Source organism: Bradyrhizobium tropiciagri (genome assembly GCF_018130545.1).
GTDB classification, from domain to species: Bacteria; Pseudomonadota; Alphaproteobacteria; order Rhizobiales; family Xanthobacteraceae; genus Bradyrhizobium; species Bradyrhizobium tropiciagri_A.
On sequence record NZ_JAFCKF010000002.1, the window covers coordinates 974,159 to 996,674 of the forward strand.

General features: G+C 65.0%; 21 protein-coding genes. 14 read left to right on the top strand and 7 right to left on the bottom strand.

Features of this window, described 5'->3' with window-relative positions:
- Positions 1–41: 41 nt before the first annotated feature.
- The 5 genes from JQ616_RS11265 to JQ616_RS11285 all read left to right on the top strand — a co-directional run bounded on the left by JQ616_RS11265 (position 42) and on the right by JQ616_RS11285 (position 5,637).
- Complete coding sequence (locus tag JQ616_RS11265; RefSeq protein WP_212014337.1) at positions 42–977, top strand: AEC family transporter; 936 nt, start codon at positions 42–44, stop codon at positions 975–977.
- An 82-nt stretch (positions 978–1,059) separates the two neighbouring features.
- Positions 1,060–2,283 (top strand): chromate efflux transporter, encoded by a 1,224-nt coding sequence (gene chrA / locus JQ616_RS11270; protein WP_212014339.1) that lies wholly within the window; start codon positions 1,060–1,062, stop codon positions 2,281–2,283.
- Positions 2,284–2,351: 68 nt separating this feature from the next.
- Positions 2,352–3,506: an acyltransferase family protein gene (locus JQ616_RS11275; protein WP_212014341.1), complete on the top strand. Its 1,155-nt coding sequence runs from the start codon at positions 2,352–2,354 to the stop codon at positions 3,504–3,506.
- Positions 3,507–3,923: 417 nt separating this feature from the next.
- The gene (rnd, locus tag JQ616_RS11280; protein WP_212014343.1) at positions 3,924–5,072 is read left to right on the top strand and encodes a ribonuclease D; all 1,149 of its coding nucleotides are present in this window, start codon (positions 3,924–3,926) and stop codon (positions 5,070–5,072) included.
- Between the two features lie 361 nt (positions 5,073–5,433).
- A complete protein-coding gene (locus JQ616_RS11285) occupies positions 5,434–5,637 on the top strand; it encodes a cold-shock protein (RefSeq protein WP_021079877.1) in 204 nt (67 codons plus the stop codon).
- Positions 5,638–5,726: 89 nt separating this feature from the next.
- Here JQ616_RS11285 and purN read toward each other — a convergent pair whose 3' ends face one another.
- Both purN and purM read right to left on the bottom strand, forming a co-directional pair.
- Entirely contained in the window at positions 5,727–6,377 is a 651-nt protein-coding gene (gene purN, locus JQ616_RS11290) for a phosphoribosylglycinamide formyltransferase (protein WP_212014345.1), read from the bottom strand.
- Complete coding sequence (gene purM, locus JQ616_RS11295) at positions 6,374–7,447, bottom strand: phosphoribosylformylglycinamidine cyclo-ligase (protein ID WP_212014347.1); 1,074 nt, start codon at positions 7,445–7,447, stop codon at positions 6,374–6,376. Before purM ends, purN begins: the two co-directional genes overlap by 4 nt.
- 160 nt (positions 7,448–7,607) lie before the next feature.
- On the opposite strand from purM, the gene JQ616_RS11300 reads away from it, so the two are divergent.
- The 4 genes from JQ616_RS11300 (at position 7,608) to ppx (ending at position 12,760) form a co-directional block, all read left to right on the top strand.
- Positions 7,608–8,150, top strand: coding sequence for a CDP-alcohol phosphatidyltransferase family protein (locus JQ616_RS11300; protein ID WP_212014349.1), 543 nt, complete (start codon positions 7,608–7,610; stop codon positions 8,148–8,150).
- Between the two features lie 81 nt (positions 8,151–8,231).
- Positions 8,232–8,909, top strand: coding sequence for a chromosomal replication initiator DnaA (locus tag JQ616_RS11305; RefSeq protein WP_212014351.1), 678 nt, complete (start codon positions 8,232–8,234; stop codon positions 8,907–8,909).
- A gap of 131 nt (positions 8,910–9,040) precedes the next feature.
- Complete coding sequence (locus JQ616_RS11310; protein WP_212014354.1) at positions 9,041–11,245, top strand: RNA degradosome polyphosphate kinase; 2,205 nt, start codon at positions 9,041–9,043, stop codon at positions 11,243–11,245.
- A 12-nt stretch (positions 11,246–11,257) separates the two neighbouring features.
- Complete coding sequence (gene ppx / locus JQ616_RS11315; RefSeq protein WP_212014356.1) at positions 11,258–12,760, top strand: exopolyphosphatase; 1,503 nt, start codon at positions 11,258–11,260, stop codon at positions 12,758–12,760.
- Positions 12,761–12,785: 25 nt separating this feature from the next.
- On the opposite strand, the gene JQ616_RS11320 is transcribed toward ppx, so the two are convergent.
- Complete coding sequence (locus JQ616_RS11320) at positions 12,786–13,625, bottom strand: TerC family protein (protein WP_212014357.1); 840 nt, start codon at positions 13,623–13,625, stop codon at positions 12,786–12,788.
- Positions 13,626–13,737: 112 nt separating this feature from the next.
- Complete coding sequence (ndk, locus tag JQ616_RS11325; protein WP_076860309.1) at positions 13,738–14,160, bottom strand: nucleoside-diphosphate kinase; 423 nt, start codon at positions 14,158–14,160, stop codon at positions 13,738–13,740.
- A gap of 349 nt (positions 14,161–14,509) precedes the next feature.
- On the opposite strand from ndk, the gene JQ616_RS11330 reads away from it, so the two are divergent.
- The 3 genes from JQ616_RS11330 to JQ616_RS11340 all read left to right on the top strand — a co-directional run bounded on the left by JQ616_RS11330 (position 14,510) and on the right by JQ616_RS11340 (position 17,179).
- On the top strand, positions 14,510–14,776 hold the full coding sequence (locus JQ616_RS11330; RefSeq protein WP_212014358.1) for a sulfur globule protein precursor: 267 nt from the start codon (positions 14,510–14,512) through the stop codon (positions 14,774–14,776).
- 245 nt (positions 14,777–15,021) lie between these two features.
- Positions 15,022–15,204, top strand: coding sequence for a hypothetical protein (locus JQ616_RS11335; RefSeq protein WP_212014359.1), 183 nt, complete (start codon positions 15,022–15,024; stop codon positions 15,202–15,204).
- A 109-nt stretch (positions 15,205–15,313) separates the two neighbouring features.
- Positions 15,314–17,179 carry an ABC-F family ATP-binding cassette domain-containing protein gene (locus JQ616_RS11340; RefSeq protein ID WP_212014360.1) on the top strand — a complete coding sequence of 622 codons (1,866 nt, stop codon included), beginning with the start codon at positions 15,314–15,316 and terminating at the stop codon, positions 17,177–17,179.
- 17 nt (positions 17,180–17,196) lie between these two features.
- Here the strand turns inward: JQ616_RS11340 and JQ616_RS11345 are convergent, their stop codons facing one another.
- The 3 genes from JQ616_RS11345 to JQ616_RS11355 all read right to left on the bottom strand — a co-directional run bounded on the left by JQ616_RS11345 (position 17,197) and on the right by JQ616_RS11355 (position 19,834).
- The gene (locus JQ616_RS11345) at positions 17,197–17,757 is read right to left on the bottom strand and encodes a hypothetical protein (protein ID WP_212014361.1); all 561 of its coding nucleotides are present in this window, start codon (positions 17,755–17,757) and stop codon (positions 17,197–17,199) included.
- 103 nt (positions 17,758–17,860) lie between these two features.
- Positions 17,861–18,313 (bottom strand): DNA polymerase III subunit chi, encoded by a 453-nt coding sequence (locus JQ616_RS11350; RefSeq protein WP_212014362.1) that lies wholly within the window; start codon positions 18,311–18,313, stop codon positions 17,861–17,863.
- 18 nt (positions 18,314–18,331) lie between these two features.
- On the bottom strand, positions 18,332–19,834 hold the full coding sequence (locus JQ616_RS11355) for a leucyl aminopeptidase (protein ID WP_212014363.1): 1,503 nt from the start codon (positions 19,832–19,834) through the stop codon (positions 18,332–18,334).
- Between the two features lie 372 nt (positions 19,835–20,206).
- On the opposite strand from JQ616_RS11355, the gene lptF reads away from it, so the two are divergent.
- Together lptF and lptG are read left to right on the top strand one after the other, a co-directional pair.
- Positions 20,207–21,373, top strand: coding sequence for an LPS export ABC transporter permease LptF (lptF, locus tag JQ616_RS11360; protein WP_212014364.1), 1,167 nt, complete (start codon positions 20,207–20,209; stop codon positions 21,371–21,373).
- Positions 21,370–22,467 (top strand): LPS export ABC transporter permease LptG, encoded by a 1,098-nt coding sequence (gene lptG / locus JQ616_RS11365; protein WP_212014365.1) that lies wholly within the window; start codon positions 21,370–21,372, stop codon positions 22,465–22,467. The genes lptF and lptG overlap by 4 nt, the downstream gene beginning before the upstream one ends.
- Positions 22,468–22,516: the final 49 nt, after the last annotated feature.

Genomic DNA, 22,516 nt, shown 5'->3' on the forward strand with positions numbered 1-22,516 from the left:
GCTTAGAGCTAACCGCGAAATCTGCTGTTCAGGCTCTTCCCATGCTCGCGACCCTCGCCGCCGTCCTCCCGATCTTCGCGCTCATCTTCGCCGGCTGGCTCGCCCGCCGGATCGGCGTGGTCGGCCCGGCCGCGTCGAGCGAGTTGAACCGCTTCGTCGTCTATCTGGCGCTTCCGGCGCTGCTATTCGATGTCATCGCGCACGCCAAGTGGAGCGATGTCTGGCAACCTTCCTTCATCGCAGCGTTCGGCATCGGCGCCGCGATGGTGTTCTGCCTGACCATCATCGTCGCGCTGTGCCGCCGGCGGCATCTGGTCGATGCCGCGATCGACGGGCTCAATGCCGGCTACGGCAATACCGGCTTCGTCGGCTTCCCGCTCGCCGTCGCCGCGCTCGGCCGCGAGGCGCTGGCGCCGACCCTCGTCGCAACCATCATGACGGTGTGCATCCTGTTCGCGATCGCCATCGTGTTGATCGAGACCGGTCTGCAAACCGAACGACGCGGCAGGCAAATCATCGTCAAGGTCGGCCGCTCGCTGCTTTGCAATCCTCTGCTCGTCGCGCCGGTGCTCGGTGCGATCTTGCCGCTCGCCGGCCTCACCATTCCAGGTCCTGCCGAGAATTTCCTGAAGCTCTTGGGCGGTGCGGCCTCGCCCTGCGCGCTGGTCGCGCTCGGGCTGTTCCTCGCGGCCAAGCGCGAGGCGAACGAACAGGACATCGGCTCGGCGGCGCTTCTGGTCGGCTGCAAGCTCGTGCTGCAACCGGCGATCACCTGGGTGATGGCGACAGCCGTGTTCGGCCTCTCTCCGCTGCTGACGCATACGGCGGTGCTGCTCGCCGCGCTGCCGACCGGCACCGGCCCCTTCATGCTGGCCGAGTTCTACCGGCGCGAAGCCAACATGACGTCGAATGTCATCCTGGCCTCCACCGTGGTGTCCGTCGTCACCCTCAGTGCCTATCTTGCAATGGCCAGATAATATCGCGCTCCGACGTCATCGAACGGCGATATGGTTGCCCTGACGAGTCCTGACACGGGACGCAGGTCAGGGGATTTGACGCTTGAACGACACCGACGTCCGGCAACCCAACACACCGGCTTGCACCGCGAGCTCCGCACATTCGCCGCTCGAGGTGCTGCTGATCTTCCTCAAGCTCGGCGTCAGCTGCTTCGGCGGCCCGATCGCCCATATCGGCTACTTCCGCGACGAGTTCGTCACCCGCAGGCGCTGGCTCGACGAGCAGGCCTATGCCGATCTGGTCGCGCTCTGCCAATTCCTGCCGGGCCCGGCGAGCAGCCAGGTCGGCTTTTCGCTCGGCCTGATGCGCGCAGGCTATCTCGGCGCGCTGGCGGCCTGGACCGGCTTCACGCTGCCGTCGGCGATCGCGCTGGTGCTGTTCGCCTATGGCGCCAGTGGATTGAGCGGCCCGGCCGGAGCGGGCTTGGTGCATGGCCTCAAGCTGGTCGCAGTCGCAATCGTCGCCCAGGCTGTCTGGGGCATGGCCCGCTCGCTCTGCCCCGACCGCGAGCGCGCGTCGATAGCGACGGTGGCGGCGCTGCTCATTCTCACCAGCGCCTCGTCGATCGCGCAGATCGGTGCCATCGTGCTCGGCGCCATCGCCGGACTCTGGTTCTGCCGGGCGCAAGCGGCCAATGGCGCCACCCACATCGCGATGCCGGTGTCACGCCGCGTTGGCGTCGTGGCACTGATCCTGTTCCTTGCCCTGCTGGTCGGGCTGCCGCTGCTCGCCCGAACATGGCCCGGCCTCGGCGTGTTCGAGGCCTTCTACCGCTCCGGCGCGCTGGTGTTCGGCGGCGGCCATGTCGTGCTGCCGCTGCTGCGCGAAGCCGTGGTGGCGCCGGGCTGGATCAGCGACGATGCGTTCCTGACCGGCTACGGCGCCGCGCAGGCCGTGCCGGGCCCGCTGTTCACCTTCGCGGCCTATCTCGGCACCTTGATCGGCGGCATGCCGGGCGCGGTCGTCGGCCTGATCGGCATCTTCATTCCGGGACTCCTCGTGCTGCTCGCCGCGCTGCCGTTCTGGGACAGCTTCCGCAAGCAGCCCACGGCGCAGGCGATGATGCGCGGCGTCAACGCCGCCGTGGTCGGCATCCTCGGTGCCGCGCTCTACAATCCGGTCTGGACCAGCAGCGTGCAGCGCCCGCTCGATTTCGGCATCGCGCTGGCCGGCTTCGTGCTGCTCACGGCCTGGCGGGCGCCGCCGCTCGTGGTGGTCATCCTCAGCGCCGCCGCCGGCATCGCCACCGGGCTCCAGCAATCGTGAACGGCCATTAGCCATTTCGCTCGCCGGATTAAGAACGCTTTCACGGCTGGTGGCCAAAATACCGGCATATGCCAAATGTTTCCAAACATGCGGATCCGACCCGTGTTCCCGTGCTGGACCTGCTGCGGCTCGCCGCGGTCGGGGCCGTGATCCTGTACCATTACGGCTTCTGGGGCACCGCATCGCACGGCGTTCAGAAGGTGGCGTTGCCGTACCTCGCCCCGGTCGCGCAATACGGCTTCCTCGGCGTCCCCGTGTTCTTCGCGATCTCCGGCTTCGTCATCGCCTACTCCGCCGAGGGCCGCACGCCGGTCGGCTTCGCGATCGCCCGGTTCAGCCGGATCTATCCGACCTTCATCATCTGCATGACGCTGACCTTCCTGGTGACGCTTCTGCTGGGCCACCCCTGGTTTCAGGTGACATGGGGACAGTGGCTGGCGAACCTGTTCATCGCCGCGCCGATGCTCGGCCAGCCCTACATGGATGACGCCTACTGGTCGCTGGTGATCGAGGTCGTGTTCTACGTCTGGGTCGCGCTGTTCCTGGCCTGGGGCATCTTCCCGCGACGGATCGATACCATCATCGTGGCGTGGATCGCCATCACCTTCGTCAACGAGCTGACGCTCGACATCCCCCTGTTCGAGAAACTGTTCATGGCCGACGACAGCGGCTTCTTCGCCGTCGGGCTGCTGATCTATGAACATTACCGCGGACGGCGCGACATGCGGCTTTACAGCCTGCTGACGCTGGCGATGGGCACGGCGACATTCCAGGCCGTACACAAGCTGGAGCGGCTCGGCGTGCACACCCATGGCAGCTTCGATCCGGGCGTCGTCACGGTGATCTGCATCGTCTCGCTCGGCATCGTGTTCGCCGCCACCCGCATCAAGTCGGTGCCGCTACCGGCAAGCTTCGTCAGGGCCGTCGGCGGCATCACCTATCCGCTCTATCTGCTGCATCTGCAGCTCGGCTATGTGATCCTGCTGCTGATCACGCCTGTGCCGGACGCGCTCTCGACCGCCCTCGTGGTTACGGGCACGGTCGTGCTGGCGTGGCTGGTCTGGCGCTTCCTCGAAGCGCCCGCGCATTACCTTGTCCGGGACAAGCTCACGCTGCTGGCCTCGCGGCATGGATGGCCATCGCGCTTTGGTGCGGGCAAATCGCTGAGCGATCCAGGCCGCATCGCCGCACCGGTCGAGGCCGGGCGTATCGCCAATCGCTGAGTTGCTCGGTGGTGCAAGCGATGGCTAGTCTCGGACGATTCATGTCTCGAGAAGCTGAGCTGCATCGCCATCTAAACTGTCATCGCCGGCTCGACCGGGCGATCCAGTGCGCCGCGGCTTCTCGGCTTAAGCGCAGGCGCCTCTGGAATACTGGATCGCCCGGTCGAGGCCGGGCGATGACACCGGGTTCGCTAACGGCGCCGATCGCGCGAGCACCATCCTCATCGTCGTCCCGGCGAAAGCCAGCACAACGAACGAATTCCCGGCACGATCAGGCGGAAAACACCCTCGAATCACACCCAATCAATTCAAAAATGCCCTGCCCCTCACTCCATGCAGGGCCAAAATCCCTGCAAGACCCTTGACATAGCTGCCCTTTCGGCAGAACGCGTGGGGGCAAGCCGTCATGGACTGTTCATGGATCTGATTAGCACGACCTCCGACCTCGCCGCCGCCTGCGACCGGCTCGCCAAACACAAGGTCATCACCGTCGACACCGAGTTTCTGCGGGAGACGACCTACTATCCCCTGCTCTGCGTCGTGCAGATGGCAAGCGCGGATGAAGCCGTCGTGGTCGACGCGCTGGCGCCCGGCATCGACCTCAAGCCGTTGTTCGAGTTGATGTCGAACGAAGCCGTGCTGAAGGTCTTCCACGCTGCGCGGCAGGATATCGAAATCGTCTGGCACCTCTCCGGCACGATCCCGCATCCGATCTTCGACACCCAGGTCGCAGCCATGGTGCTCGGCTATGGCGACAGCATCGCCTACGACCAGCTGGTCGACCGCGTCACCGGTCACCGCCCCGACAAGACCCATCGCTTCACCGACTGGTCGCGCCGTCCGTTGAGCGAGGAGCAGCTGCATTACGCGGTTTCCGACGTCACCCATTTGCGTGAGGTGTTCGCGGCGCTCGATGCCGATTTGCGGAAACGCGACCGGAGCGAATGGGTCAGCGAGGAAATGGAGATCCTGACCTCGCCGAAGACCTACGACTTTCATCCCGAGCGCGCCTGGGAGCGGCTCAAGACCCGCGTCCGCAAGCCGCGCGAGCTCGCGGTGTTGATCGAGGTCGCGGCCTGGCGCGAGCAGGAGGCGCAGAGCCGCGACGTGCCGCGCTCGCGCGTGCTCAAGGACGATGCGGTCGGCGATATCGCGACCCATGCGCCGACCTCGCTGGACAAGCTCGGCAACCTCCGTTCGCTGCCAAAGGGCTTCGAGCGCTCGAAATGGGGCGCCGACATCATCGCCGCGGTGCAGCGCGGGCTTGCGCGCGATCAGGCGACGCTGCCCAAGCTGGAAAAGCCGAGAAACAATTCCAACGGTGCCGCGACCGTCGAGCTACTGAAGGTGCTGCTGCGGATGACCTCGGAGCGCCACGGCGTCGCCAGCAAGGTGATCGCCACCGTCGACGATCTCGAACAGATCGCGGCCAGCGACCAGGCCGAAGTCGGCGCCCTGCATGGCTGGCGGCGCGAATTGTTCGGCGAGGCGGCGCTGAAGCTTAAGCACGGCCAGCTCGCGCTCGCGATCGACAAGGGCCGCGTGGTGCGGGTCGATCGGGGCTAGCGCACGTTACGTTGCAACGCGAAGTTCCGGCACATCCGGCCGTCGGCCAGTGGCCGAACGCGTTGTGCCGAGGCTGGCCTGGCACAGGCTGAGGTTGCGTCACACGAAACCACCGCGCTTGCTAAGGGGCAATTTTCGTGTTGCAATCCCTTCACAATCGGATTGTGGCCGTTCGACTGTGCGTTTCACGACGTTGATATCCAAAACTTCGATATCCAAGGCTTCGAGAGGCGAAACTTCGGACTTGAAGACGTTGGATCTGAAGACCCGGAAACCGAGCAGTCAGCGGAAAGCCCGTTTGTGGCGTGGCACGTGGAAAACGTGGCCGCGTCTTTTTTATGTCTAGACTGGGAGAGAGACGATGCCGAAGGGTACCGTCAAATGGTTCAACCCGACCAAAGGCTACGGGTTCATCAAGCCAGCCGTCGGCGACAAGGATGTGTTCGTCCACATCTCGGCGGTCGAACGCGCAGGCCTCAGCACACTCAACGAGAACCAGACCGTCGAGTACGAGCTGGTAGAGAACCGCGGCAAGGCGTCGGCAGAGAACCTCAAGGTTCACTGAACGCCGCTGCTGGCGGAATTCATCCCGATGCCTCCCCCGGCCGCATCACCCGGGGGATCGCTCTCGGGGATTGCCTCTGTCACCGCGCGCTAAGGCGCCGGCGCAATCAGTGTGCTGTCCGTTGCGGCGCTGCCTTGGGTCTTGCAGACGTCACCTTCGAGCTTGAGCCGGCCAGACGCCAGCAGCCGCAGCGCCTCCGGATAGATGCGATGCTCGATTCCGATCACGCGCGCGGCGAGCGTCTCCGGCGTGTCGTCGTCGGCCACGGTGACCGCGCCCTGCATCACGATCGGCCCGGCGTCGGTCTCCGGGATCACGAAATGCACCGTCGCACCCGACAGCTTGACCCCTGCGCGCAGCGCCTGGCCGTGTGGATCGAGGCCGGGAAAACACGGCAGCAGCGACGGATGGATGTTGAGCATCCGGCCATACCAGTGCCGCACGAAGTCGGCGGTGAACAGCCGCATGAAACCGCCGAGGCAAATCAGCTCGACCTGCTTGTCGTCGAGCGTTTTTTGCAGCACCGCCTCGAAGCCGGCGCGGTCCTTGCCGAACGGCTTGCTTTCGATGACGACGGTCGGAATGCCGCTCGCGGCCGCCTTCTCAAGCCCGGGCGCATTGGCGCGGTTGGAGATCACGGCCACGATCTCGGCCGGAAAATCCGCGGCCTTGGCGGCCTCGATCAGCGCGGCCATGTTGGAGCCGCGGCCGGAGATCAGGATGGCTGTGCGGCGCTTCATCGCGAGAGATCGAGATGACCGTCATAGACCACGCGATGCTCACCGCTGGCCTCGATCACCTCGCCGAGCAGCGTCACGGTCTCGCCGCCGGCGGTGAAGGCCTCGGTCACCGCATCGACCGCATCGCGCCTGACGATCGCGATCATGCCGATGCCGCAGTTGAAGGTGCGCAGCAGCTCGAACTCGGCGATGCCGCCCTGCTCGGCCAGCCATTTGAACACCGGCAGCACCGGCAGCCGCGCCAGGTCGATGCCGACGCCGAGATGCTTCGGCAGCACGCGCGGGATATTATCGGTGAAGCCGCCGCCGGTGATGTGGGCGAGCCCCTTCACCGCGCCGGTCTCGCGGATCGCGCGCAGGCAGGACTTCACATAGAGCCTGGTCGGCGTCAGCAGCGCCGCGCCGAGCGTCATGACCGGCGCGAACGGCGCCGGCGCGTCATAGGCCACGCCGGACAGCTCGACGAGCTTGCGCACCAGCGAATAACCGTTGGAGTGCACGCCCGAGGACGCCAAGCCGATCACGGCGTCGCCGGCCGCGATATCGCCCGTCGGCAGCAGGGTGCCGCGCTCGGCCGCGCCGACCGCAAAGCCGCCGAGATCGTAATCGCCATCCTTGTAGAGGCCGGGCATCTCGGCGGTCTCGCCACCGATCAGCGCGCAGCCGGATTCGCGGCAGCCTTCAGCGATCCCGGCAACGATCTGCGCGGTGGCCTCCGGATGCAGCTTGCCGCAGGCGAAATAATCGAGGAAGAACAGCGGTTCCGCCCCCTGCACGACGAGGTCGTTGACCGACATTGCGACCAGGTCGATGCCGATGCCGCTATGGATGCCGGTCTCGATCGCGATCTTCAGCTTGGTGCCGACGCCATCGGTCGCGGCCACCAAGACCGGATCCTTGAAGCCCGCGGCCTTGAGGTCGAACAGCCCGCCGAATCCGCCGATCTCGGCGTCCGCGCCCGGCCGTGCGGTGGCCCGCACCATCGGCTTGATCAGATCGACCAGACGATTGCCGGCGTCGATATCGACACCCGAATCCGCGTAAGTGAGCCCGTTTTTGCGCTCGGTCATGCCCAATTCCAGATGATAAGGGGCTGGTTACGAGGAATTCCGCCCCCGCGCAATGGCTCGCGGCATTGCCGCCGCGATACTATGTAGATAACACCCGGCCGCCGCACAAAAGAGCCGGATATCGAGTAAAATCAGGCTTCTAGCCGGGAAGCGACCGAAGTTGAGCATTCCGAACATCATTACCCTCGGCCGCATCATCCTGGTGCCGGTGATCGTCTGGGCCATCGTGTCGAGCCAGATGGAGATCGCATTCGCGATCTTCGTGATCGCCGGCGTGTCGGACGCGGTCGACGGTTTCCTCGCCAAGCGCTTCAACATGACGAGCGAGCTCGGCGCCCTGCTCGACCCGCTCGCCGACAAGGCGCTCCTGGTGTCGATCTATGTCGCGCTCGGAATCTGGGGCGCGGTGCCGCGCTGGATCGTAATTCTCGTCGTGTCGCGCGACATCATGATCGTCTCCGCCGTGATTGTGTCATGGTTGTTCGACAAGCCGGTCGAGATGAAGCCCCTGATGGTGTCGAAGCTGAACACGGCGGCGCAGGTCGGCTTCGCGGCGTTGGTGCTGGCCTCGCTCGGCTTCGGCTTCGAGCCGCACCCCTACGACTGGATCCTGATGGGCCTGGTCACGATCTTTACATTGGGTTCGGTGTCCCTCTATCTCGTGGAGTGGGTGCGGCACATGAGCACGATCGAGGCTCGGTAGAAAACTGGAAGCCGGTGCCCGCGACAGGCGCGAAGCGTTTGCGCAGCGATCATGCTAAAATGAAGTGGTTTGGAGACTTGCGTGGCCGGTAGCGTTCAACCTCGTCAATTGGCTTTGGCCCTGCCGCACGAGGAGAAACTGACCCGCGACGATTTCCTCGAGGGCCCCGCCAATGAAGCAGCACTCGCGCTCATCGACAGCTGGCCCGACTGGCCGAACCGAATCATGCTGCTGGTCGGCCCCGACGGCTCGGGCAAGAGCCACCTCGCCGCGATCTGGGCCGAGAGCGCCGGCGCGCGTTCGACCGCGGCACACGCGCTGACCGCCGATGCGGTGCCGACCGCGCTTGCGACCGGCGCGCTGGTGGTCGAGGATTTGAGGCCGACGGATTTCGACGAGCGCGCGATGTTTCACCTGATGAATCTGGCGCGCCAGGACGATGCTTTCGTGCTGATCACAGCCCGCATCCCGCCGTCGGCGTTCGAGATCGAATTGCGTGACGTGCGGTCGCGGCTCCGCGCGGTGCCGACGGTGACGCTGCTGCCGCCCGACGACCAGCTGTTCCGCGGCCTGATCGTCAAGTTCTGCGCCGACCGCCAGATGAGCGTGGACGAGCCGCTGGTCAGCTACCTCTGCACCCGGATCGAGCGCTCCTATACCGCCGTCCGCCAGGCGGTCGAACTGCTGGACACCGAGGCGCTCCGGCTCGGCCGGCCGGTCACACGGGCGCTGGCGGCAGAGCTGTTGCGCGACGCCTGAGCGGCCCTGCGGCTTGACGGCGCGGGCCGGCGGAACATCAATGTCATCGAAACGTCATCGCAATATCACATGGTCTCTGCGGCCCTCGGCTAGACCGCTCGGCCCCCTGCCCCGAATTGGACCAGCACTTGATGGACTCGGCACAAGCAACTGAAATCAAAGAGAAAGAGGCGGAACTCCCGCCCGTCCCCGCGATCGCGACCAGCCCCGAGCGATTCATCAACCGGGAGCTCTCCTGGCTGCATTTCAACCGCCGGGTGCTCGAGGAATCGGTCAACACCGGCCATCCCGTGCTGGAGCGGGTCCGCTTCCTGTCGATTTCGGCGAATAACCTCGACGAGTTCTTCATGGTCCGCGTCGCCGGCATCAAGGCGCAGGTCCGCGAGGGCATCGCCGAGCGCAGCCCGGACGGGCTGCTGCCGGCCGAGCAGCTGGTGATGATCAACAAGACGGTGTCGCAGCTCGCCTCCGACCAGCAGGCGATCTGGAGCGACCTGCGCGACATCTTGGCCAAGGTCGGCATCCAGCTGGTCGACGGGCGCGACGTCACCAAGTCCGAGCGCACCTGGATCGAGGATCACTTCCTCCACAACATCTTCCCGCTGCTGACCCCGCTCGCCATCGACCCGGCGCATCCGTTCCCGTTCATCCCGAACCTCGGCTTCACCGTTGCGCTGCAACTGTCGCGGATCTCCGACGGCAAGGCGATGAACGCGCTGATCCGCATGCCCGGCAAGATCGACCGCTTCATCCGCATCCCCTCCAACAAGGAAGGCGCGCCGGCGCGGCTGATCACGCTCGAGCAGGCCACCGGCCTGTTCATCGGCCGCCTGTTCCCCGGCTACACCGTCAAGGGCCAGGGCGCGTTCCGCATCATCAGAGACTCCGAACTCGAAATCGAGGAAGAGGCCGAAGACCTCGTTCGCCTGTTCGAAACCGCGCTGAAGCGGCGCCGACGCGGATCGGTGATCCGGCTCGAGATCGAGGCCACGATGCCGGAAGAGCTGCGCATCTTCGTGCAGCACGCCTTGTCGGCCGCGGACGATGAGGTGATCCTGGTCGACGGCGTGCTGGCGATGAACGAGCTGTCGCAGCTCACCCGCCTCAATCGCCCCGACCTCGAATTCCCGCCCTATGTGCCGCGTCATCCCGAGCGGGTGCGCGACCATGGCGGCGATATCTTCGCCGCGATCCGGCAGAAGGACCTCGTGGTCCACCACCCCTACGAATCCTTCGACGTCGTCGTCCAGTTCCTGCAACAGGCGGCGCGCGATCCCGACGTGGTCGCGATCAAGCAGACGCTGTATCGCACCTCGAACAACTCCCCGATCGTGCGCGCGCTGGCGGAGGCCGCCGAGGCCGGCAAGTCGGTGACCGCGCTGATCGAGCTCAAGGCGCGCTTCGACGAGGAAGCCAATATCCGCTGGGCGCGCGACCTCGAACGCGCCGGCGTGCAGGTGGTGTACGGCTTCATTGAGCTGAAGACGCACGCCAAGCTGTCAATGGTGGTGCGCCGCGAGGGCGGCAATCTCACCACCTATGTGCACACCGGCACCGGCAACTACCATCCGGTCACCGCGCGCATCTACACCGACCTCTCCTACTTCACCTCGGATCCGATCATCGGCCGCGACGTCGCGCGGGTGTTCAACTACATCACCGGCTATGCCGAGCCGAGCGACATCGAGAAGATGGCGGTGTCGCCGCTGACCTTGCGCAAGCGGATCATCGAGCACATCCATGGCGAGATCGCCCACGTCAAGCACGGCCGTCCCGGCGCGGTCTGGATGAAGATGAATGCGCTGGTCGACCCCGACATCATCGACGCGCTGTACGAGGCCTCGCAGGCCGGTGTCGCGGTCGAGCTCGTGGTGCGCGGCATCTGCTGCCTGCGCCCCGGCCTGCCCGGATTGTCGGAGAACATCCGCGTCAAATCGGTGATCGGCCGGTTCCTGGAACACGGCCGAATCTATTGCTTCGGCATGGGCCAGGGCCTGCCGAGCACGAAAGCTGCTGTGTATATCTCGTCCGCCGACATGATGCCGCGGAACCTCGACCGCCGCGTCGAGGTTCTCTGTCCGCTGCAAAATCCCACGGTGCATCAGCAGGTTCTCGAACAGATCATGGTCGCGAACCTGAAAGACACCGAGCAAAGCTGGCAATTGTTGCCGGATGGGTCGTCTACGCGTATGAAGGCCGCGAAAGGCGAAGAGCCCTTCAATCTGCATGACTACTTCATGACAAATCCGAGTCTGTCCGGCCGTGGTAAGTCTCTCAAGGAATCTTCACCGCGCCGTCTCACGCGTCGCAACGAACGTCAGCAGCCATCGTCTTAAGGGGGCCTACCGGTGAAGCGGCCGCGGAAGCGCGCTTCCAGCGTCGCTGTGATCGATATCGGCTCGAACTCGGTTCGTCTCGTGGTTTACGAGGCGATGGCGCGCAGCCTTATCACCATCTTCAACGAGAAGGCGCTATGCGGGCTCGGACGCGAGGTGCAGAGCACCGGCCTGCTCGCGACCGACGCCGTCAACAAGGCGCTCACCGCGCTGCGGCGCTTTCGAGCGTTGTGCAGGATTCAACAGGTCGGCCGCGTCTACGCGATCGCGACCGCAGCCTGCCGCGACGCCAAGAACGGCCCGGACTTCATCGCGCAGGCCGAGCGGATCTGCGGCGCCAAGATCGAGATTCTCACCGGACCGCGTGAAGCGAAACTGTCCGCGCTCGGCGTCGTCTCGGGCATCCACAATCCGAACGGCATCGTCGGCGATCTCGGCGGCGGCTCGCTCGAACTGATCGACGTCAAGGGCAACCGCGTGCGCAGCGGCGTGACGCTGCCGCTCGGCAGCCTCGCGCTGCAGGATCTCTCGAACAAATCGCTCAAGCGCGCCGAACGCATCGTCAAGAACGAGCTGCTCGGCGTCGCCCAGCTCAAGACCGGCCGCGGCCGCACCTTCTACGCAGTCGGCGGCACCTGGCGCGCGCTGGCGCGCATCCACATCATCCAGAGCGGCTATCCGCTCAAGGTGATGCACGGCTATTCGATCCCGGCCGCCGACGCGCTCGATTTCGCGCAGCGGCTGCGGCGGCTGGCGGCCACCGACATGCTGGCCAATATCGAATCGATCGCCGATGCGCGGCGGCCGCTATTGGCCTATGCCGCGCTCGTGCTCGAATACATCATCCGCGTGGCCCAGCCGAAGACCATCGTGTTCTCGACCTTCGGCGTGCGCGAGGGCCTGCTCTACGAGATGCTGCCGCCGGCCGAGCGCGCCAAGGACGGGCTGGTTTGCGCCGCGCAGAACCTCAACGAATTGCTGTCTCGCTCGGCGCGCCACGCCCGGGAGCTGACGGCATGGACCGACCGGCTGGTGCGTGTGGTCAGGCTGCGCGAGACCGAGGAAGACCGCAGGCTGCGTCACGTCGCCTGTCTGCTGTCCGACATCGGCTGGCGCGTGCATCCGGATCATCGCGGCGAGGAAACCCTCAGCCTGATCATGAACGGCAATTTCGGCTCGATCACGCATCAGGGCCGCGCCTTCGTCGCGCTGTCGGTGTTCTATCGCTACGCCGGCCTCAGCGAGGAGAACGAACCGCCGCCGCAGATCCGCGCGCTGGTGACGCCGGCAATGGATGAGCGCGCGCGCGTGCTCGGCGCCGCCTTCCGCGTCGCGCATCTGATCACGGCGGCGCGCACCGGCGTGCTGCCGTTGACGCACTTCCGCACCCAGGGCCGCAAGCTGATGCTGGTGTTCGAGCACCGGATGGTGGATCTGGTCGCCGATCGCGTCGGCAGCCGCTTCAGGCAATTGGCCCGGCTGGTCGGGCGCGCCGGCTCGATCGTCCGGCGCTAACAATATCTCACGTTGCCTTTAAGTCTCACGCCGCCTTGGCGGCGTGCTTGGCCTTGCTGAGAGCGCGGCGTCGCCACAGCGTTCCGATCACCAGCACAACGATGATGCCGAGCACGGCGAGCGTGATCTCGCCGCCATTGCCGCCATGGGCGAATTGCGGCGCCATCCCCATCGAGGTCAGCCAGGAATCGAGCTTGGCGCCGAGCGGTCCGGCGAATAGCGCATCGAGCTTCGGATGCACGGCCGGATCGGTCGCGATGACGTCGCCGGCGATCCAGCCGAGCAGCGCGGCACCGGCCCAGACCAGGATCGGCAGCTTGGTGAGCAGCGCCATGATCAGCGCCGCACCGGCAACGATCAGGGGAACGCTGATCGCAAGACCGAGCACCAGCAGCGGCACGCTGCCATTGGCGGCAGCCGCCACCGCGATCACATTGTCGAGGCTCATCACGATGTCGGCGACGACGACGATCTGCACCGCGGCCCACAGATGCGAGGCCGTTTGCACGCCGTCTTCGTCCTCCTGCTCCGGCACCAGCAGCTTGGCGGCGATCACGATCAGCGCCAGGCCACCGACCAGCTTCAGGTAGGGAAGCTCCATCAGGCTGGCGACGATGCCGGTGAAGATGACGCGCAACAGCACCGCCGCGGCGGCGCCGAGAATCATGCCCCACAACCGCTGGCGCGGCGCGAGCCCGCGGCAGGCGAGCGCGATCACGAGCGCGTTGTCGCCCGACAGCAGGACGTTGATCCAGATGATTTTGCCGACAGCGACCCAGAAGGTCGGCGTCGCCATCTCGTTCTTGAACTCGGTGAAGAACGCGCCGATGTACGCCGGATCAAAGATCTGCCACAGCCAGTCCACAGCGAGTCCTATTCGGCCTTGCGGCCGCCCCTGGCGGCGGACGTCCGCCGCTCCCCAGTTTTATTTCGACGCGGTCTCGCTGGGAGACCGCGTCGCTTTCAGTTGTGCGGCGTCAGCCGACGATCTCGTTGCCGGCGAAGAACTGCGCGATCTCGATCACCGCGGTCTCCGGGGCATCCGAACCATGCACCGAGTTCTCGCCGATCGACTTCGCATAGAGCTTGCGGATGGTGCCTTCGGCGGCCTTCGACGGATCGGTCGCGCCCATCACATCGCGATACTTCAGGATGGCGCCCTCGCCTTCCAGCACCTGGACCACGACCGGGCCCGAGGTCATGAACTCGACCAGCTCGCCGAAGAACGGGCGCGCCTTGTGGACGGCGTAGAAGGTCTCGGCCTGGCCGCGGGTCATCTGGATGCGCTTCTGCGCCACGACCCGCAGGCCCGCCTTCTCGATCACCGCATTGACCGCGCCGGTCAGGTTGCGCTCGGTGGCATCGGGCTTGATGATCGAAAAGGTGCGTTCAATCGCCATGATTTCGTCCTTGTAAACGTGGCTGGGAGTTGCCGGGGCTTATATCGGCGCGATGGGGTAACGGCAAGCGACCCTGTGACGCGTTAGCCTTTAGTTTTGATGCATTTTCACGACGAAAACCATCATCCGGACGGTCGTGGGACCGCGACCGACGCGTCCGGCTTACCGCGATTTCACCTAGGTGAACCCATTCTGTCAGCGCCGTGCCGCCGCCGTTCAGCTGCCGCCATCTAGGCTCTGCATCGATCGGACGCCTTGCTGGCCCCCCATCCGCAAGCCTCACAGGACGTCTCGGGAAACGATGTCACCGCGGGCGCGTCACGCGCGCCCATAGCTCGAGGAGACGATCATGTTACGCAAGATTTCGCTCGCCGCCGTTGCCGCGATTTCGCTCGGTGCTGCCGCGCTCGCCCCGACCTCCGCGTCGGCCTGGGGTGGTTGGCATGGCGGCTGGCACGGTGGATGGCATCACGGCTGGTGGGGCGGCCCGCGCGTCATCGTCGGAGGTCCCGCCTACTACGGCGGTTACGGATATGGCTACGGCGGCTGCTATGTCCGCCGCGTCGTACCGACCCCATGGGGTCCCCGCTGGCGCGTGGTCAATCGCTGCTACTGATCCATCTGTTCTGTCGACTGCTCCCCGGACTTGCTCAGCCCCGGCCTCGCGCCGGGGCTTTTTTCATGCCTGCCGGGGAACCTAGCCGCGTGATCCGCCCCACGACCTCAAGGCGAGAGTAAGGCGGAACGGAAACCAAATTCGGAGTCGCGACTTGTCTTGGCGAAAATGCTCGAACACGCGAGGTGGAACTCGCCAAGAAACATCCCAAGAGACATACCAAGAGACCTGCCAAGAGACCTGCCATGACGATGACCATGACCCAGATCGACACCGATCCAGATCAGATCGATCACAAGACCTGCCGTTACATCTGCGATGCCGTGGGTGAACGGCTCCAGCAAAGCATACGGCCGGAGCCCGCGCTGTCGTCCCGCCTGCAGCAGCTGCTTGATGAAATGCACCGTCGGGAAAACGACCGCCATTGAGAAGTAACGGGCCCACGAACAGCCCAATTGCGTTTTTGCAACCGCCTTCCGGAGAGATTTTACGAACAGACGGGGTTGCGTTTGTCACCGGGTCCGGTGACAACGCGGCATGCTCTCCATCACTGACATCTCGGTCCGGATCGCCGGGCGGCTGTTGATCGATCACAGTTCTGTGCAAATTGTGCCCGGCGCGCGCGTCGGATTTGTCGGCCGCAACGGCGTCGGCAAGTCGACGTTGTTTCACGCCATCCGGGGCGACCTCCCGACCGAGAGCGGCAGGATCACGCTGCCGCCGCGCTGGCGTATCGGCAGCCTCGCGCAGGAAGCGCCCGACGGGCCGGAAAGCCTGATCAACGTCGTGCTGAAGGCCGATCTCGAGCGCGACGCGCTGCTGCACGAGGCCGAGACTGCGCACGATCCGCACCGGATCGCCGAGATCCAGACCCGGCTGGTCGACATCGACGCCCACTCCGCTCCCGCGCGGGCCGCGGCGATCCTCTCCGGCCTCGGCTTCTCGACATCAGACCAGGCGCGGCCGTGCGCAGAATTTTCCGGCGGCTGGCGTATGCGCGTGGCGCTGGCGGCGACGCTGTTCTCGGCGCCCGATCTGCTGCTGCTGGACGAGCCGACCAACTATCTCGATCTCGAAGGCACGCTGTGGTTGGAGAACCATCTCGCCAATTATCCGCGCACCGTGATTGTGATCAGCCATGACCGCGACCTGCTGGACACCTCGGTCGATCAGATCCTGCATCTCGATCGCGGCAGGCTGACGCTCTACAAGGGCACCTATTCCTCATTCGAGGAGCAGCGCGCCTCGCGCGAATTGCTCGACGCCAAGCACGCCAAGCGGCAGGCCGACGAGCGCAAGCGGCTGCAGGATTTCGTCGACCGCTTCAAGGCCAAGGCCTCCAAGGCGCGGCAGGCGCAGTCGCGCGTCAAGATGCTGGAGCGGATGAAGCCGGTCACCGCGCTGGTGACACAGGACGTTCACGAGATCTCGTTCCCGGCGCCGGAGAAACTGCTGTCGCCGCCGATCATCGCGGTCGACGACGTCTCGGTCGGCTACGAGCCGGGCAAGCCGGTGCTCAATCGCGTCACCTTGCGCGTCGACACCGACGACCGCATCGCGCTGCTCGGCTCCAACGGCAACGGCAAGTCGACGCTGGTCAAGCTATTGGCCGGCAAGCTCGCTCCGTTCTCAGGAAGGATCACGAAGGCCGACAAACTATCGGTCGGCTATTTCGCCCAGCACCAGGTCGACGAGCTCAATCTCGACGGTTCGCCCTATGATCACATCCGCAAGCTGATGCCCGAGGCGCCGGAGAGCAAGGTGCGTGGCCGGGTCGGCGCGATCGGTTTCTCCGGCAAGGCCGGCGACACGCTGGTGAGGAGCCTGTCGGGCGGCGAGAAGGCGCGGCTGCTGCTTGGCCTCGCGACATTCTACGGCCCGAACATGATCATCCTGGACGAGCCGACCAACCATCTCGATATCGACAGCCGTGCAGCGCTGGCCGAGGCGATCAACGAATTCCCCGGCGCCATCATCATGGTCTCGCACGATCGTTATCTGATCGAGGCCTGCGCCGACCGGTTATGGGTCGTGGCCAACCAGACCGTGACGGCCTATGACGGCGATCTCGACGAATACCGCCGCATGATCCTGTCGGCCAATGACGGACGGGCGGCGGCACGCGAGCGCGTCAGGGAGCAGCCGGCAAAGCCCGAACGGATCAGGAATGAGAAGCGCGCGTCACCGCGGCAGCGGATCGCGCAGGCCGAGGCCGAGATCGAGCGCATCAACGGCATCATCGCCAAGATCGATACCGCGCTTGCGCTGCCCGATATCTTTACCCGCGATCCCAAGCAGGCCGCACAGCTGACCAAGGCGCGCGCCGGCGCCGAGAGCGCGCTGCAGCGCGCCGAGGAAGAATGGCTGGAGGCAAGCTCCGAACTCGACGAGGCAGCCAACTAGAATCTGCCGGATAGCGCTCAACCGTTCGAGGTTGGCGCCGGCTTTTTCGGCTTCTTCTTCGGCTTCGCGACCTTCGGCTCCGGCACGGGGTCCGGCCCACGTTCGACCGACGTCAGACGCCCCGAGGTGAAGGTGTAGATGCCGGCACGCGGGCCGCGCGACCAGGTCACGACCGCGACGCGTTCGCCGCCCGAACCGCTGGACAGATTGACACTGTCAGGGGCGCCGATGCCGCGCACCACGTCGCATTCGGTGTGGCCGAGTGCGACGCTGCCGCCCGTCGGCTGCGGAGCACCGGGAGCCTGCGCATTCGCGTCAGTGGCGCCCGCCGGCGGTGCCATGCCGGGGCAGCCGCCGTCGGCACTGACGAGATCGTCGTTGGTCACCGGCTTGTCCGGCGTCAGCGGCGGCGATTCGATCGAGATGTTGCGGATGAACACCCGTCCGGGGCGCGAGAACCAATCCGCATCGCGCGAAAAGATGTCGGACGCGCCCGAACAGCCGGCAAGGCCTGGCGCGAGCACCAGTAACGCCAGCAGCGACTTCCGACTGAATGTTCCGTCTCGCACGATCGACAAGGCTCCTAACCCCATGAGGTAAGGGCTTGTCCGAACATCACTTTGCGGCATGACCGTGACCCGCCCCAAGAAAGGTCGAATTATCATTAATTAGTCGATATCGCTATTGGCGCCGCTGCCAGCGTCCCCGCTCGTCGGTCTGCCAATAGGTGACCTCGAAGCCCCGCGCCTTGCAGGCGGTCCAGCTCTCCCTCGCTGCGGCCACCGCGTCCGGGTCCTCGCCGTTGAACACCAGCACCACCCGCTCATAGCTGTCGCAGTCGGCCGGCAGCGCCGCATTGTCGACCAGGAAGCGGACATTGGCCCGGTTCGGATTGCCCTCCTCGATCGACAGGATGATCGGTTGGTCCTGTGCGTCGGCAACCCGCGCCGTCGCATGCGGCAGAAACGAATCGTCGCTGTAGGTCCACAGATGCGCATCGAGAGTCTCGGCGCGCTCCTGTGACGTCGATTGCACCACCACGCGCCAGCCGCGCTCGAGTGACTTCTCGAGCAGCGGCGGCAGCACGCTCTCCAGCGTCATGTTCTGCAAATGGTAGAACAGAACCTCGGTCATGCGCCGGCTGACACTCCCTTACTTCTTGGCTTCATAATATTCCGAGACCAGCCGCTCGAGCAGCCGCACCCCGTAACCCGATCCCCAGCTCTGATTGATCTCGGTCTTCGGCGCGCCCATCGCGGTGCCGGCGATGTCGAGATGCGCCCAAGGCGTGCCGTCGACGAAGCGTTGCAGGAATTGCGCCGCCGTGATCGAGCCGCCATTGCGCCCGCCGGTGTTCTTCATGTCGGCGAATTGCGAGTCGATCTGCTTGTCGTATTCCGGACCGAGCGGCATGCGCCAGACCTTCTCGCCGGTCTCGAGGCCGACCTTGGCGAGGCGCTCGGCGAGCTCGTCATTGTTGGAGAACAGGCCGGCGTGGTCGGTGCCGAGCGCGACCATGATCGCGCCGGTCAGCGTAGCCAGATCGACCATGAATTTCGGCTTGAACTTTCTGGTGACGTACCAGAGCACGTCTGCGAGCACGAGGCGCCCCTCGGCGTCGGTGTTGATGATCTCGATGGTTTGGCCGGACATCGAGGTGACGATGTCGCCGGGACGCTGCGCATTGCCGTCGGGCATGTTCTCGACGAGGCCGATGGCGCCGACTGCGTTGACGCGGGCCTTGCGCGCGGCGAGCGCGTGCATCAGCCCGACCACGCAGGCCGCACCGCCCATGTCACCTTTCATATCCTCCATGCCGCCGGCTGACTTGATCGAGATACCGCCGGTGTCGAAGCAGACGCCCTTGCCGACGAAGGCGACCGGCGCCTCGCTCTTCTTGCCGCCGTTCCAGCGCATGATCACGGTGCGGCTCGGCCGCGCCGAGCCCTGCCCGACGCCGAGCAGCGCGCCCATGCCGAGCTTGGTCATCGCCTTGACGTCGAGCACCTCGACGGTGACGCCGAGCTTGCGCAGCTGGCTTGCGCGGCGGGCGAACTCCTCGGGATACAGCACGTTCGGCGGCTCGTTGACGAGTTCGCGCGCCAGATTGACGCCGTCGACGATGGACGATTCCGGCGCGAACGCCTTCTTGGCCGCAGCGACGTCGTCGACCGCGATCGAGACCTCGGCCCGCACGGCGCCATTCTCGCCGTCCTTCTTCTTGGTCTTGTAACGGTCGAACTTGTAGGCCCGCAGGCGGATACCGGTGGCGATCGCGGCCGCCTGGCCGGCTGCCATCGCGGCCTCGGCCAATTCGGCGATGACGGTCATCGCGCCGCTGCCGGCGTTGAGCTTGCCGGCCAGCACGCCGCCGAATTTGAGAAAGTCCTTTTCCTTGAGGTCGGCCGGCTTGCCGGTGCCGATCACGATCAGGCGATCGACCTTGAGTCCCTCCGGCGCCAGGATGTCCAGGGTTGCCCCGCTCTTGCCCTTGAACTGGTTGGCGGCGGCCGCCCGCTTGACCGTCTCGGCGGCGGCCCCCAGCGCCTTCCTTGTAGTGGCTCCCAGCTTCAATTGGTCGTCGCAAAAGGCGACCAGAATGCCGCGAGCGGACGCGGAGAATGGGACAAAGCCGACCTTGACGGCGTCGGACATAGGAAAATCCTCCAGAACTCAGGGTGTTGCTCGGACCTGAGGCGGTCCTTCCGGCACGCGGGGTGAGCATTGCGATGGCGGTCCGGGAGCAGCCCGGACCGGGCTTGGCATACACTATGACCTGTCGGCTGCTCCGCTGCCAAGCGCCGGAGTGGCCGGAAGGCCACAAAAGCGATTAATTAACCATAAATTAAGCGCGCCTTGGCTCGGCCATTTTGTTGACGGATCAAAGGGATGGTAGTGAGAGAGTGGACACAGAATGAGCCGGACGAGTCCGCGGCTCGACCATAGGGGAACCCGGGTTGACGGGATTGGTCGAAAGCCGTGCGTTTGGTTGCGCGTGAAGGGGCTCTTGGGGGTCGTGCGGTAGCGATGGGGTCGATCGACAAGTACATCTTCAAAACGACGCTGGCGTCGTTTGCGCTTGTTCTGGTCAGCCTCACCGGCGTGATCTGGATTACGCAGGCGTTGCGCGGCATCGACCTGATGACCAGCCAGGGTCAGACCATCCTCACCTTCCTCGGCATCACCGGCCTGGTGATTCCGGCTCTGGTCCTGATCATCGCCCCGATCGCGCTGATGATCGCGATCTCCCATACGCTGAACAAGCTCGCGACCGATTCCGAGATCATCGTGATGAACGCGGCCGGCTTCTCGCCGTTCCGGCTGTTCCGGCCGTTCTTCTTCGCCACCTGCGTGGTGGCGGCGCTGGTCGCCTTCATTGGCGCCTATCTCGCTCCCGACGGGATGCGCCGAATCAAGCAGTGGGACGCCGAGATCACCGCCGACGTTCTGACCAACATCCTGCAGCCCGGCCGCTTCGCCCAACTCGATCAGAACCTGACGATTCGCATCCGCGAGCGGCTGCCGGGCGGCGTGCTCGGCGGTGTTTTCGTCGACGATCGCCGCGATCCGCAGCAGCGCGTCACCATCGTCGCCGACCACGGCACCGTATTGAAGAACGAGAGCGGCTCATATCTCGTGCTGGAGGACGGCAATCTCGAGCGATTCGAAGTCGGCAAGCGTGATCCGACGCTGGTGGTGTTTCAGCGCTACGCCTTCGACATGTCGAAATTCTCGCAGGGCCGTGACGTCACGCTCGGGATTCGCGAGCGTTATCTCTGGGAGCTGATGTGGCCCGACCAGAACGACCAGACCTACAAGCAGCTGTCAGGTCAGTTCTTCGCGGAGCTGCATGATCGCTTCATGGCGCCGGTCTATCCGTTCGCGTTCGCAGCCCTCACCTTCGCCTTCCTCGGCGCGCCACGCACCACGCGGCAAAGCCGCAATTTCTCGATCGGCGGCTCGGTCTTCGCGGTATTCGGCCTGCGCATGGTCGGATTCGCCTGCTCGGTCATCGCGGTGAAGACGCCGATCGCAGCGCTGGTGCAATATCTGATGCTGTTCGGCGGTATCGGCATCGGGATCTGGATGATCGTCGGCGGCGTGGTCGTCGAACCGCCGGCGGCGCTGATAGAAGCCATCAACAGGAACAACGAGCGTATCGCGCGCCTCTTCCGGAGGCCGGCAACCGCATGAGCATGGTCACAAACACGCTCGGGCGTTATTTCGCCGGCCGCTTCGTGGTCGCGGCTGTGGGCGTGTTCGCGGGCATCTTCGTGCTGCTCGTGCTGGTCGATTACATCGAGATGGTGCGCAAGACGTCCGGCCTGGTCGACGCTTCCGCCATCACCGTCGCGGAGACCTCGCTGTTCCGCGTGCCGCAGCTGCTCGAGAAGCTGATGCCGTTCTGCGTGCTGATCGGCGCGATGACCTGCTACCTCGCTCTGTCGCGGCGGCTCGAGCTCGTCGTGGCGCGCGCCGCCGGCGTTTCGGCCTGGCAATTCATCTCGCCGGCGCTGGCCAGCGCGATCGTGCTCGGCATCTTCGCGACCACGGCCTACAATCCGATCTCGGCCAATCTGCGCGAGCTCTCCAAACGGATGGAAGCCGAGCTGTTCGGCTCGGCGCCGGGCGGCGGCATCCAGGACGCGTCGGGCTTCTGGCTCAACCAGATCAACGACGAAGGCCAGGCGATCATCAATGCCGCGCGCAGCGAGCAGCAGGGCGTCCGGTTGACCGGACTGACCGTGTTTCGATTCGATACGGCGCTGCAGTTCAAGGAACGAATCGAAGCGCGCGAAGCGACGCTCGAAGAAGGCCGCTGGGTGTTCACCGGAGTACGCCGATACACCCTCGACAAGCCTCCCGTGGACCAGAACACCTTCTATCTGACCACCACCCTCACCCCGGCACAGGTGCGCAACAGCTTCTCCACCCCCGAAACTGTGTCCTTTTGGCAACTACCGAACTACATCCGTTCGTCAGAGAGTTCAGGGTTCGCGACGGCTGGCTATCGCTTGCAGTATCACAAGCTCATCGCACAGCCGTTTTTGCTGGCTGCGATGGTGATGTTGGCGGCTTCTGTGAGCCTCCGCTTCTTTCGGATGGGCGGCGTGCAGAAGATGGTTTTGAGTGGCGTGGGCGCAGGCTTTCTGCTCTACGTGCTCTCGAAAGTAACTGAAGATTTGAGCAAGGCTGAGTTGATGCATCCCATCGCTGCGGCGTGGTTACCCGTCGTCGTGGGTAGCCTCACCGGCTTCTTAGCCTTGCTGTACCAGGAGGACGGGTAGTGGCCAGTGTCGCTTCCCGCCAGTTGAGGTCGCCTGCTTGCGGGCGGCG